Source organism: Acidovorax sp. Leaf191 (genome assembly GCF_001424425.1).
Lineage (GTDB): Bacteria > Pseudomonadota > Gammaproteobacteria > Burkholderiales > Burkholderiaceae_C > Acidovorax.
On sequence record NZ_LMPT01000019.1, the window covers coordinates 1,308,095 to 1,319,947 of the forward strand.

At 69.5% G+C, this 11,853-nt stretch carries 12 protein-coding genes; 1 reads left to right on the forward strand and 11 read right to left on the reverse strand.

Features of this window, described 5'->3' with window-relative positions; translation table 11 throughout:
• Positions 1–34: 34 nt before the first annotated feature.
• Positions 35–1,309, reverse strand: a complete 1,275-nt coding sequence (locus tag ASG27_RS20005; protein ID WP_056419828.1) for an amidohydrolase family protein — start codon at positions 1,307–1,309, stop codon at positions 35–37.
• Positions 1,310–1,561: 252 nt separating this feature from the next.
• On the opposite strand from ASG27_RS20005, the gene ASG27_RS20010 reads away from it, so the two are divergent.
• Complete coding sequence (locus ASG27_RS20010) at positions 1,562–1,963, forward strand: VOC family protein (protein ID WP_056419831.1); 402 nt, start codon at positions 1,562–1,564, stop codon at positions 1,961–1,963.
• 54 nt (positions 1,964–2,017) lie between these two features.
• Here ASG27_RS20010 and ASG27_RS20015 read toward each other — a convergent pair whose 3' ends face one another.
• From ASG27_RS20015 to upp, 10 genes are all read right to left on the reverse strand, one after another.
• Positions 2,018–2,755: an AraC family transcriptional regulator gene (locus tag ASG27_RS20015; protein ID WP_056419835.1), complete on the reverse strand. Its 738-nt coding sequence runs from the start codon at positions 2,753–2,755 to the stop codon at positions 2,018–2,020.
• A gap of 15 nt (positions 2,756–2,770) precedes the next feature.
• Positions 2,771–3,244 (reverse strand): hypothetical protein, encoded by a 474-nt coding sequence (locus tag ASG27_RS20020; RefSeq protein WP_056165568.1) that lies wholly within the window; start codon positions 3,242–3,244, stop codon positions 2,771–2,773.
• A gap of 55 nt (positions 3,245–3,299) precedes the next feature.
• Entirely contained in the window at positions 3,300–3,956 is a 657-nt protein-coding gene (locus tag ASG27_RS20025) for a DUF4230 domain-containing protein (protein WP_235504086.1), read from the reverse strand.
• A 3-nt stretch (positions 3,957–3,959) separates the two neighbouring features.
• Positions 3,960–4,598 carry a LysE family translocator gene (locus tag ASG27_RS20030; protein WP_056419838.1) on the reverse strand — a complete coding sequence of 213 codons (639 nt, stop codon included), beginning with the start codon at positions 4,596–4,598 and terminating at the stop codon, positions 3,960–3,962.
• Entirely contained in the window at positions 4,599–5,522 is a 924-nt protein-coding gene (locus tag ASG27_RS20035; RefSeq protein WP_056419841.1) for an ABC transporter permease, read from the reverse strand.
• A gap of 102 nt (positions 5,523–5,624) precedes the next feature.
• Positions 5,625–6,686 carry an ABC transporter permease gene (locus ASG27_RS20040; protein WP_056419842.1) on the reverse strand — a complete coding sequence of 354 codons (1,062 nt, stop codon included), beginning with the start codon at positions 6,684–6,686 and terminating at the stop codon, positions 5,625–5,627.
• 211 nt (positions 6,687–6,897) lie between these two features.
• Positions 6,898–8,439: an ABC transporter ATP-binding protein gene (locus ASG27_RS20045; protein ID WP_056419844.1), complete on the reverse strand. Its 1,542-nt coding sequence runs from the start codon at positions 8,437–8,439 to the stop codon at positions 6,898–6,900.
• A gap of 202 nt (positions 8,440–8,641) precedes the next feature.
• A complete protein-coding gene (locus ASG27_RS20050) occupies positions 8,642–9,646 on the reverse strand; it encodes a 5'-methylthioadenosine/S-adenosylhomocysteine nucleosidase (protein WP_082485833.1) in 1,005 nt (334 codons plus the stop codon).
• Positions 9,647–9,856: 210 nt separating this feature from the next.
• Positions 9,857–10,867, reverse strand: coding sequence for a BMP family protein (locus tag ASG27_RS20055; RefSeq protein WP_056419847.1), 1,011 nt, complete (start codon positions 10,865–10,867; stop codon positions 9,857–9,859).
• Between the two features lie 247 nt (positions 10,868–11,114).
• Positions 11,115–11,759 carry a uracil phosphoribosyltransferase gene (gene upp / locus ASG27_RS20060; RefSeq protein ID WP_056165581.1) on the reverse strand — a complete coding sequence of 215 codons (645 nt, stop codon included), beginning with the start codon at positions 11,757–11,759 and terminating at the stop codon, positions 11,115–11,117.
• Positions 11,760–11,853: the final 94 nt, after the last annotated feature.

An 11,853-nucleotide genomic window follows, 5' to 3' on the forward strand; every position in this document is an offset into this window, starting at 1 on the left:
CGTTTAGGCCACCGTGCTGCTTTCAGCGGATAACTCATCCCGCCAGGAAAGCCACGTTGCCCGGCCGCCCTGGCAGGTCGAGCATGGCCACGGGCGCCGGGCTGCTGGCGACTTTCCTGCCCCGGCGGTACACCGCCAGCCGCGTGGCGCGCAGGCGGATGGCCTCGACCGGGTTGCGTGCGTGCAGCAGCACGAAGTCGGCGTGGCAGCCCGCCTGCAGGCCGTAGCCCTCCAGGCCCAGCAGCCTGGCGGGGTTGACCGTCACTGCGTCGAAGCACTGGAGCATGGCGGCCTGGCTGGTCATTTGCGCCACGTGCAGGCCCATGTGGGCGGCCTCCAGCATGTCGGCGCTGCCGCCGCCGTACCACGGGTCCATCACGCAGTCGTGGCCGAAGGCCACCGTGAGGCCTGCGGCCATCAGCTCGGGCACGCGGGTCATGCCGCGGCGCTTGGGGTAGGTGTCGTGGCGGCCCTGCAGCGTGATGTTGATGAGCGGGTTGGCCACCACGCCCAGTTGCGCCTCGGCCATCAGCGGGATGAGCTTGCTCACGTAGTAGTTGTCCATGCTGTGCATCGACGTGAGGTGCGAGCCTGCCACGCGGCCGTGCAGGCCTAGGCGGTGCGTCTCGTGCGCCAGGGTTTCCACATGGCGCGACAGCGGGTCGTCCGACTCGTCGCAGTGCATGTCCACCCGCTTGCCCCGCCTGGCCGCCAGTTCGCACAGGATCTTCACGCTCTCGGCGCCCTGGGCCATGGTGCGCTCGAAGTGCGGAATGCCGCCCACCACGTCCACGCCCAGGTCCAGGGCGCGGGTCAGGTTGTCGAGGCCGCCGGGCGAGCGCAGCACGCCGTCCTGCGGAAACGCCACCAGCTGCAGGTCCAGGTACGGCGCCACGCGCTGCTTCACGTCGAGCAGGGCCTGTACCGGCAGCAGGCTCGGGTCGCTGGTGTCCACATGGGAGCGGATGGCCAGCAGGCCGTGCGCCACGGCCCAGTCGCAGTACGTCAGGGCGCGCTGCACGATGGCATCGTGCGTGAGCTGCGGCTTGAGCTCGCCCCACAGGGCGATGCCTTCGAGCAGGGTGCCGCTCTGGTTCACGCGCGGTTGGCCATAGCTCAGCGTGGAGTCCATGTGGAAATGCGCGTCCACGAACGGCGGGCTGACCAGCAGGCCGCCCGCGTCCACGGTCTCGTGGGCGGGGGCTTGCAGGCCCTCGGTCACTTCGGTGATGCGCCCGTCCTGCACCGCGATGGAGACATCGGACCGGCCGTCGGGCAAGGTGGCGTGGGTAACGAGCAGGTCGAGCATGGTGTGAGGCAGTGCTGGGAGGGCAGGGTGGGCGAAAGAGCTGGGGGCACCGTCATGAAGCGCTGTCCACGGGTGTGTAGTGCAGTGTAGAGCGCCCGGCGGTGCTGTGGGCGGAGCAGCATTCATGCCACGCACCGGCCGCAGCCTATGCCTGTGGGTCGGGCTTGTGGCCGCGTGTCGGATTTCTTCAAGACGCCTGGCCGCCCCACGCCTATGCTCCACGCTTTTCCTGAATCTGAAGAAGGGCCCCTCATGCAATTCGGCTACACCATCCTCTACGTCGAAGACGTTCCCCAGACCATTGCCTTCTACGAAGCCGCGTTCGGCCTCACGCGCCGGTTCGTGCACGAGGCTGGCGACTATGGCGAGCTGGACACCGGTGCGACTGCGCTGGCGTTCTCGTCATTGCGCCTGATGACCGAGCTGGGCAAGAACCCGCAGCGCGCCACCGCCCGGGCCCCCAGCTTCGAGATCGCTTTCACCACCGCCGATGTCGCTGCCGCCGTGCAGCGCGCCGTGGCCGCCGGTGCGCGCCTGGTGCAGGCGCCCGAGCAAATGCCCTGGGGCCAGACGGTGGCCTACGTGGCCGACATCAACGATGCGCTGGTGGAGCTGTGCACGCCCGTGGCGCCGCCGCCCGCCACCGCGGGCTGAACCGGGTTGGTGGCCGAGGACGCAACGCACGCTGCCGATGCGCAGCAAGCGCACTCAGCCATAGCCCGCCTGCGCCACCGTGGCCAGCAGGCCGGGCGAGCGGCGCAGCGCTGAGGGCGACTGCCCCAGCCAGCGCAGGCAGTCGCGGCTGAGGTGGGCTTGGTCCGCATAGCCATGGTCGGCCGCAATGCCGGCCAGTGCCTCGCCGCCGCCCAGCGCCTGCGCCGCGCGGCGCACCCGGGCCAGGGCACGCCAGTAGCTGGGTGGTTGCTGAGTCGCGGCACGGGTGACGCGTTCCAGGCTGCGCTCCGACACCCCCAGTGACCGCGCCGCAGCCGCCACGGTGGCGGTGTGGGCCAGGGTGTGCAGGGCTGCCTGCACGCGCGCCTCCAGGTGCGTGTGCGTGTCGATGGCGTCGAGCAACTGCTGCTCCACGGTGGCGTCGATGTGCACTTGCTCACTGCTCCACAAGGCCCTGCGCGCAGCCTGCGACCAGATGGCCTGCGCAGCGCGGATCAGCGCCGGGGCCTGCACCACCGTGCCTGGCCGCAAGCGGTAGCCGCGCCAGAACTCGTCGGCGGCCCCGGGCACCGTGACTGCGGCATCGGCCAGCGGCGATACCTGCCAGGCAGGGCGGCCCGCCGCATCCACATGCAGGATCAGGTCGCAGCAGCCATCGGGCAGCACCACCGTGGCGCTGGGCTCGGTGGTGCTTTGCTGCCAGCGGGCCAGCAGGCTGCGCGGCAGCAGCTCTGCGGCAGGCGGGGTGGGCGGCGGCTGCAAAAGATCCATGGCGGACTGGCGCCGTCAGCGCAAGGGCGTGGTGCGGTAGCGCATTGCGCCGGGCCGGTGGCCTGCGTCGATGGTGATGCGAAACACGCTGTCGTCATGGCCCGACTCGGCCCGCGCGGTGAAGCGGATGCCCTGCGGCGTGGCCTGGCAGCGCATCTGGCTCAGGGAGATGGAGGCGTGGTCGTTGTTCAGCGCGGCCACGCCCACGGTCTTCACCTCGTGCGCGGAGTCGGTGTCGTCACGGCGCAGCCACTGGATGTACAGGAACGACTGGGCGTACCGCGTGGCATGCACGATGCGGTACATGCCCCTGCGGCTGCCGTCCTTGCCGGGCGGGGCGGGCCATTCGCCGCAGGCCTGCACCCAGTCCACATCGGGCTCTGCGGCAAAGGCGCCATAGGGCAAGTCCATGCCCAGTGCGTGGGCGTTGCCGGCGGCTGCAAGCATCAGGGCCATGGTCCACAGTGCGGGCCGAAAGAGTTTGTGCATGGGTATCGAAGGGTTGTCGCAGAGGCGATGGCACAGGGTTCGGGTCAAGGCTCACTCAAGGCTGCCAGCGCACCTGCACCGTCCAGCCCGTGGCGGCGAACAAGGGCTTGAGCACCGCCTCGGCATTTTCCTTGGCGGTGGCCACGGTGCTGCTGGCCTGGCAGGTGCGCTCCACATCCTGCTGCGCGCGCTGCAGCGCGGTGTCGATGGCCTGCGTGCGGTGGGCCGAGCCCGGGATCAGCGGCTCGATGCCCGTGCCCTGCACCGCGTAGAAGTAGGAGCCGCCCTGGTCGCGCGGGCCGTGGTCCACGCGGGCCGACAGCGTGGCAGGCGCAGGCAGCCGCAGCACCGCGGTGCGGGCTGCAGCGTCCACCGCTTCATAGCGGGCCTGGCGCATGTCGGCGCCCACCAGGCAGTCGCCGCGGGCCACCAGCAGCACCTGCGTGCCGCCCAGCTTCAGCTCCCACTGCGTCCACGGAATGCCCTGCGTGATCTGCTGCGTGAACTCGATGACGTTGGCATACCGCACCTTGACCGAGACCAGGTGGCCCATGTCCTCCAGCGTCAGCAGGGCAGGTGGGGGCGGCGGCGCGGCAGGCCTGTGCAACACGGCCCACAGGCCCAGCCCGCCCAGCACCATGCCCAGGGCGGTGCCGGCGAGGGCCGCGGCCAGCGGGCTGCGGCGCGGCGTGGCGACGACGGTGTCCGCCACGGTTCAGGCGCCGTGGCGCCGGTAGCCTGCCAGCAAGGCCGCCAGCACCCCCATGCCGACGGCGCAGCTGCGGTTGAGCCAACGCAGCCCGCGCTGCGACACCCACCGCACGGCCTGCCAGCCCGCGGCGGCGTAAGCCACCATGACCAGCGTGTCGAGCCCCACGAAGAGCGCGCCCAGCACCGCGTACTGCAGCGCCTGCGGCTGCGCCGGGTCCACGAACTGCGGCAGAAAGGCTGCAAAGAACAGCAGCGTCTTGGGGTTGGACAGCGCCACGCCCAGACTGCGCGCAAACGCTGCCCGCCCCACGGTCTGCTGGCCTGGCACCTGGGCCACGGCGGCCTGCACATCCACCGGCGGGCTGCGCCACAGTTGCACGGCCAGCCACAGCAGGTAGAGCACGCCGGCAATGCGCACCGCGTTGAACAGCGTGGCCGACGCATTGAGCAGCGAACCGAGGCCCACGGCCACCACGGCGATCAGGATGCCTGCACCCAGCCCCGCGCCCGCCATGCCCCAGGCCGCACGGCGCATGCCGCCGGCCATGCCGTTGGCCAGCGCCAGCAGCATGGTGGGGCCGGGGATCACGGCCAGCGCCAGCGAGGCGGCGGCGAACATGAGCAGGGTTTGCAACGTGGGCATTCAACGCTCTCCTTTGCGGTAGGGCTTCATCAGTGCCTGAGGATACGCGGCCTTGCGCGCCACCAGCACCAGCGCCAGGATGGACAGCCCGTACGGCAGCATCAGATAGACCTGGTAGGGCAGCCACGCATCGCCCGCCTGCTGCAGCCGCAACTGCAGCGCATCGCAGAAGGCAAAGAGCAAGGCACCCAGCAACGCCTTGCCCGGCCGCCACGAGGCGAACACCACCAGCGCCACGCAGATCCAGCCGCGCCCGTTCACCATGTTGAAGAAAAACGCGTTGAACGCCGACAGCGTGAGGAAGGCACCCGCCACGCCCATCAGCGCGGACCCCGCCACGATGGCCCCGGTGCGCGTGGCCGCCACCGGAATGCCCTGGCCCTCGGCCGCCTGCGGGTTCTCGCCCACCATGCGCACCGCCAGGCCCAGCGGGGTGCGCATCAGCACCCAGGCCAGCAGCGGCACCAGCACCAGCGCCAGCAGCGCGAGCGGCGTTTGCGCCGACAAAATGGGTATGCCCAGCCACTCCATCGGCGCAAACGGCTCGATGGTGGGCGGCGTGTTCACCTTCGGGAAGCTCACCCGGTACCCGTAGTACGACAGCGCCGTGGCCAGCAGCGTGATGCCGAGGCCCGACACATGCTGCGACAGCGCCAGGCCCACCGTCAGCCACGCATGCAGCAGCCCGAACACCGCGCCCGTGAGCGCCGCCACCATCACCCCCGTCCACAGGCCGTGCCCGGCATACACGGTGAGCCAGCCCGTGAAGGCCCCCGCCACCATGATCCCCTCGATGCCCAGGTTCAGCACGCCCGCGCGCTCGCACAGCAGCACCCCCAGCGTGCCCAGGATGAGCGGCGTCGCCACGCGCAGGGTGGCGATCCAGAAGGCCGGGTTGGCGAGGATGTCGAGCAACTCGGTCATGCGGCGGCGCTCCGGTCTGTTGCTATCAAATTAGTAGCTTCTAGCGCTTTATACGCAAGCGGTAGAGGCATTTTTCGTTTGAATTTTGGGTGCATGGCGGGTTCACTTCCAGCGCACCCGGTACTGCGTGAGCAGCCCCGCCACCAGCACCGCGATCAGCGACGTGGCCACGATCACGTCCGCGATGTAGGTCGGCACGCCCACCGCGCGGCTCATGCTGTCGGCCCCCACCAGCACGCCCGCCACGAACACGCCCGCCGCCACCACGCCCAGCGGGTGCAGCCCTGCCAGCATGGCGATCACGATGCCGCTGTACCCGTAGCCCGGCGACATGTCGAGCGTCACATAGCCGGTGCGGCCCGCCACCTCGATAGCCCCCGCCAGCCCCGCCAGCCCGCCCGACAGCAGCGCCACCAGCACCACGGTGCGCGTGATGGGCACGCCCGCAAACGCTGCCGCCCGCGCATTGGCCCCTTCCGCGCGGATGTCGAACCCCGGCACCGTGCGCGCCAGCAGTGCCCACAGCATCACCGCCAGCGACACGGCCCACAGCAGCCCAGTGTGTAGCCGCGTCTGCGGCACCAGGCGCGACAGCTCCAATTCGCTCTGCAGCGCCACGCTCTGCGGCCAGCCCATCGAGAGCGGGTCCTTCATCGGGCCGTCGAGCAGTGCCGACACCAAGAGCAGCATGATGAAGTTGAGCAGCAGCGTGGTGACCACCTCGTCCACCCCCAGCCGCGCCTTCATCAGTGCCGGGCCCAGCAACAACAGCGCCCCCGCCATCGCCGCCGCCAGCATCATCAGCGGAAAGAGCAGCCAGGGCGACCATTCCAGCCCCGTGCCGCCGTGCATCCCGCCCACGGCCACGGCGGCCAGCGCGCCCGCGTACAACTGCCCCTCGGCACCAATGTTGAACAACCGCGCCCGAAAGGCCACGGCGGCTGCCAGCCCGGTCAGGATCAGCGGCGTGGCGCGGGTGAGCGTCTCGGTCAGCGCAAACACCGAGCCGAAGGCGCCCTGCAGCAGCAGCGCATAGGTCTGCCCCACCGGCGCGCCGGCCCACAGCACGAGCAGCGCGCTGATGAGCAGGGTGAACACCACGGCGCCCAGCGGCGCCAGCACGTAGGCCGCGGGGGAGGTGTGGTTGCGTTTTTCGAGTCTCATCGTTGTCCGTTGTCTCTTGCATGCGAAACGGGCGCGGCCCACTCCCGTGCACCCGTGGAACTGGCTTCGCCAGGCCACCGGGTGCGTCCCCCTCCCGAAGGAGAGGGGCTGAGGGCCGCGGCTCCAAGCCCGCCTGCGCAGGCTTGGACGGCCTCGAAGAGCCGGCGCCTCGGGCGCCGGCACCGAGGCGCGAAGCGACGCAGGGGGAGCTTCATATCACCCCCGCCATCGCCAGGCCGATGGCCTCGCGCGTCCAGTCCTCGGCAGGCAGCGCTTCGCCCAGGTGCCCTTCGTGCATCACGGCCACGCGGTCCCCCAGCGCCAGCACTTCATCCAGATCGTCCGAGATCAGCAGCACGGCTGCGCCGCCGTCGCGCGCGTTGATGAGCTGCTGCTGCACGAACATCACCGCGCCGATGTCCAGCCCCCAGGTGGGCTGGTGCGCGACGATGAGGCGCGGGGCGGCGGCGGTGCCGGCGGCATCCTGCGGCGGCAGCAGGGCGCGGCCCAGGATGAGTTTTTGCATGTTGCCGCCCGACAGCGCCCGGGCAGGGGCATCCGGCCCGCCGCCGCGCACGTCGAAGGTGCGGGCCAGGTGCTCGGCGTGCGCTCGCGCTGCACCGCGCTTGACCCACCAAGCCCTAAACCAGGGCTGCGCGAACCAGCGGCTGCGCAGGCGCTCGGACACCGCGTTCTCCCACACCGGCAGGTCGCCCACCACGCCCACCGCGTGGCGGTCTTCCGGGATGCGGGCCACGCCCTGTTCCACCAGCCACGCGGGCTGCGCGCGCAACGGTGCGCCCAGCAGCGTGGCATGGCCCGACACAGCGGCGCGCACGCCGCACAGCACATCGGCCAGTGCCACCTGCCCGTTGCCCGACACGCCGGCAATGGCGACGATCTCGCCCGCATGCAAGGTGAGCGACACGTCCCGCAGCCGGTCGCGCCCGGTGGGCGCGGTGCTGACGCGGTCGAGCACGCACACCGGTGCGCCCACCTGGCGCGCGGGGCGGCGTTCGGCGGCCTCCACGGCATGCCCCACCATCCATTGCGCAAGCTGGCCCTGCGTGGTGCCTTGCGCTGGCGCCTCGGCCACCAGCCGCCCCTGGCGCAGCACGGCCACGCGGTGCGACACGCGCAGCACCTCGGCGAGCTTGTGGCTGATGAAAATGATCGACAGGCCCTGCGCCACCATCTGGGCCAGCGTGTCGAACAACGCCTCGCTCTCCTGCGGCGTGAGCACCGCCGTGGGCTCGTCCAGGATCAGGATGCGCGCGCCGCGGTACAGCGCCTTCAAGATCTCCACCCGCTGACGCTCGCCCACCGACAGGCTGCCCACCCGCGCGTCGGGCTGCACCGGCAGCCCGAACTGCTGCGACACCGCCAGCAGCCTGGCCCGCGCCGCCGTGCGCCGCGAGAACGGTTGCCACAGCGGTTCGGTGCCCAGCAGCACGTTGTCCAGCACCGTGAGGTTGTCGGCCAGCGTGAAGTGCTGGTGCACCATGCCGATGCCCGCACCGAGCGACGCGCGCGGCTGGCCCGGCGGCAAGGGCTTGCCGAACACTTCGATATGCCCTTCGTCGGCCACGTAGTGCCCGAACAGGATGGACATCAGCGTGGACTTGCCCGCCCCGTTCTCGCCCAGCAGCGCCAGCACCTCGCCGCGCTGCAGGGTCAGGCTGATGCCGTCGTTGGCAACCAGCTTGCCAAAGCGCTTGGTGATGTTCGTCAGGTGCAGGACGGCGTCAGGCATGGTGGGGTGCGATGGAGTGCGTCATTTGCGATGCCTGTTCGATGCGCGCCACTCCCTCTCCCCCCGCGGGAGAGGGCCGGGGAGAGGGGGTGCGGCCTCCGCATCAGCGCAGCGCCGGCTGCACGCGCCCCCTCTCCCCAACCCCTCTCCCGCGAGGGGAGAGGGGGTCCATGCGGCCAGCGCCCGCTGCGGGTTCATGGTGTCACTTCCAGCTGGCCAGAAACGCCTGCAGCACCTTGGCCGAGTTGGCTGCGGCCAGGTGCATGAAGGTGTCCATCTCGTTCTCGCCATCGCCCCCGCCGGCCAGGTCGCTCAGTGAGCGGAAGGCGATGTAGGGCACGCCGTTGCTGTGCGCGACCATGGCGGTGGCGGCGGTTTCCATGTCGAGCACGTTCGCATCGAAGGTCTTGAACGCGTATTCGCGGAACGCCTTGTTGTCCACGAAGGCCTGGCCTGAGACGCCATTGCCGCCGATCACCATGCGGGGGCGCTCCTTGAGGCACTTGTCGGCGTGGCAATGGTCCAGCGCGACGCTCGTGCCCAGGCTGCGCGCTACGGCCAGCATGCGGGCGTCGGCGGCAAACCAGAACTGCTTGGTGAGGGCGGGTTGTGCGGCGCTGCGCACCTCCACGGGGCGGGGGTGCATCATGCCGAAGGCGGGCAGGGTCAGCTCGCTTTTCATCCAGGCCGGGGCGCTGTACTGGCCGGGTTTGTCCTCGCGGGCCATGAGCCATTCCATGTACTGGCCCCACTGGGCAGGCACTGTCACGTCGCCGATGTGCAGGCCGGGGTTCACGCCGCCCGCGATGCCGCTGAACACGATGTGGCTGACGTTGAAGCGGTCCAGCGCGAGCTGGGTGTTCATGGCCGCGTTGGTCATGCTGATGCCCGACAGGAACACCACCACGGGCTGGCCCGACAGGGTGCCGGTGGTGAACTCCACACCGTTGATGCGGTGCTTGGCCGCCTGCTGCACCTGCGGCAGCAGCACGGTGAGTTCGGGCTCGAAGGCTGAGATGACGGCGATGCGCGGTGTGGCATCGAGCTGCACCACCGCAGCCCCCGATGCTGATGGCCGGGCGGGTGCGGTGCTGCAGCCTGCCACCGCCGCGGCCAGGGTGGCTGCCGCCAGCAGGCGCAGCCCGTGCCGGGCGAGGGTGGTGCGAAGATGGGTGGAAGTGGTGGTGCTGCTGCTGGATGAGGGCATGGTCAGGGCCTGAAGATGTCAGAAGTGCCGCAGGCTAGCGCAAGTGCGGTGCGGTGCGGTGCCGGCAACGCAGTGGAGGGCGGCCCGGCGCCATTGATGGCAACGGTGTGCGCACGGCCGGTGGGTGACGGTGGCGGGTGGTCCACCACCGTCACGGGCGCTGCACCGCTGGCCGCGCCCATCAACGCAATGCCGACGGCATTACTTCGATTACTTCGCCGTGGACTTGGGCTGGCTGTCGTCCACCTTCACCGTGAACTTGCCGGCCAGGATCTCGGCCTCGCGCGCCTTGACCTTGGCCACGATGTCGGCGGGCACCTTTTTCTCGAACGTGCCCAGCGGCGCGAGTTCAGAGCCCTTGTGCTTCATCATCGAATACGGGCCGTAGTCCTCGGGCGTGAACTTGCCTTCCTTGACCAGCTTGAGCGCGCGGTCGATGCTGGGCTCCATGTGCCACAGGGCCGACGCCACCACGGTGTCGGGGTACTTGTCCTGCGTGTTGATCACGTTGCCGATGGCGAGCTTGCCCTTTTCCTTGGCCGCGTCGGACACGCCAAAGCGTTCGGCATAGAGCACGTCGGCGCCCTTGTCGATCATGGCAAACGTCGCTTCCTTGGCCTTCGGCGGGTCGAACCAGCTGTTGATGAAGCTCACGGTGAACTCGACCTTGGGATTGGTCTCTTTCGCCCCCGCCATGAAGGCGTGCATCAGGCGGTTCACCTCGGGGATGGGAAAGCCGCCCACCATGCCGATCTTGTTCGTCTTGGTCATGCCGCCCGCGACCATGCCCGACAGGTAGGCGGGCTCCTGGATGTAGTTGTCGAACACGCTGAAGTTGGGCGCCTGCGGCTTGCCGGACGAGCCCAGCAGGAAAGACGTCTTGGGGAAGTCCTTGGCCACCTTGCGTGCGGCGGCCTCCACCGCAAAGGCCTCGCCCACGATGAGCTGGTTGCCGCCGGTGGCGTACTCGCGCATCACGCGCTCGTAGTCGGCGTTGGAGACGTTCTCGCTCGACTTGTATTCGATCTCGCCCCGCGCCTCGGCGGCCTTCAGCGCCTTGTGGATGCGGCTCACCCATTGCTGCTCGTAGGGCACCGTGTAGATCGCCGCGACCTTGAGCTTGGCCTGCGCCCCGGCCAGCGAGGGCGCCAGGCCCAGGGCGGCCGACAGGGCCATGGAGGTGCAGAGCAGGCGTCCGGTGAAGATGCGGCGAGTGGTCATGGTGGGGTTCCTTCAGTTCAGAAAAGAATGGCCAGCAAGAGGGTGCTTGGATGCTTGGCTCCCAAGCAAGGAGCGCGCCAGTCGGTGCCAGCACGGCGGCAGACTGCGCGCCAGTCTGCCAGAGGAAAGCCACCAGATGGTAAAAATCAGTGCGGCGGGCGTGGCGCCCATGAAAAAAGCCACCCCAAGGGTGGCTGGCTGCGTGAGCAGGGTGGCGCGGGCTGCGTGTCTGCGCCAGGCGGCTCCCTTACTTGGTGCCAAAGATCCGGTCGCCCGCATCGCCCAGGCCCGGCAGGATGTAGCCGTGGTCGTTCAGCTCGCGGTCGATGGCGGCGGTGAAGATCGGCACGTCGGGGTGGGCCTTCTGCAGCGTGGCTACGCCTTCGGGGGCGGCCAGCAGGCAGACGAACTTGATGGAGCGGGGGTTGAGCTTCTTCAGGCGGTCCACGCACGCGGCGGCCGAGTTGCCGGTGGCCAGCATGGGGTCGACGACGATGATGTCGCGCTCTTGCATCTCGGACGGCATCTTGAAGTAGTACTCCACGGGCTGCAGCGTGGCCGGGTCGCGGTACAGGCCGATGTGGCCCACGCGCGCGCCGGGCACCACGTTGAGCATGCCGTCCAGAAAGCCGTTGCCCGCGCGCAGGATGGACACCAGCACCAGCTTCTTGCCGTCGATGACCTTGCCGGTCATGGTCTCCAGCGGGGTTTCGATCTCGAAGTCCTGCAGCGGCATGTCGCGCGTGACTTCGTAGGCCATCAGCGTGGACAGCTCGCCCAGCAGGCGGCGAAAGCTGTTGGTGCTGGCGTCCTTGCGGCGCATGAGCGTGAGCTTGTGCTGGACCAGGGGGTGGGTGATGACGGTGACGTTGTTGTTGCTAGCGGTGCTCATGGCGCGGCCTCGGGTGTGCTGGGAAATGAATGAATGGCGGTGGGTGTATTTTCACCTCCATTCGCCGCGGGGCCGGGAAACCCGAGCGGCGGGG

Excerpts from the sequence above, each read along its gene's own strand:
- ASG27_RS20005 (WP_056419828.1), bottom strand. The coding sequence starts at position 1,309 with ATGCTCGACCTGCTCGTTACCCACGCCACCTTGCCCGACGGCCGGTCC.
- ASG27_RS20010 (WP_056419831.1), top strand. The coding sequence starts at position 1,562 with ATGCAATTCGGCTACACCATCCTCTACGTCGAAGACGTTCCCCAGACC.
- ASG27_RS20015 (WP_056419835.1), bottom strand. The coding sequence starts at position 2,755 with ATGGATCTTTTGCAGCCGCCGCCCACCCCGCCTGCCGCAGAGCTGCTG.
- ASG27_RS20020 (WP_056165568.1), bottom strand. The coding sequence starts at position 3,244 with ATGCACAAACTCTTTCGGCCCGCACTGTGGACCATGGCCCTGATGCTT.
- ASG27_RS20030 (WP_056419838.1), bottom strand. The coding sequence starts at position 4,598 with ATGCCCACGTTGCAAACCCTGCTCATGTTCGCCGCCGCCTCGCTGGCG.
- ASG27_RS20035 (WP_056419841.1), bottom strand. The coding sequence starts at position 5,522 with ATGACCGAGTTGCTCGACATCCTCGCCAACCCGGCCTTCTGGATCGCC.
- ASG27_RS20040 (WP_056419842.1), bottom strand. The coding sequence starts at position 6,686 with ATGAGACTCGAAAAACGCAACCACACCTCCCCCGCGGCCTACGTGCTG.
- ASG27_RS20045 (WP_056419844.1), bottom strand. The coding sequence starts at position 8,439 with ATGCCTGACGCCGTCCTGCACCTGACGAACATCACCAAGCGCTTTGGC.
- ASG27_RS20050 (WP_082485833.1), bottom strand. The coding sequence starts at position 9,646 with ATGCCCTCATCCAGCAGCAGCACCACCACTTCCACCCATCTTCGCACC.
- ASG27_RS20055 (WP_056419847.1), bottom strand. The coding sequence starts at position 10,867 with ATGACCACTCGCCGCATCTTCACCGGACGCCTGCTCTGCACCTCCATG.
- upp (WP_056165581.1), bottom strand. The coding sequence starts at position 11,759 with ATGAGCACCGCTAGCAACAACAACGTCACCGTCATCACCCACCCCCTG.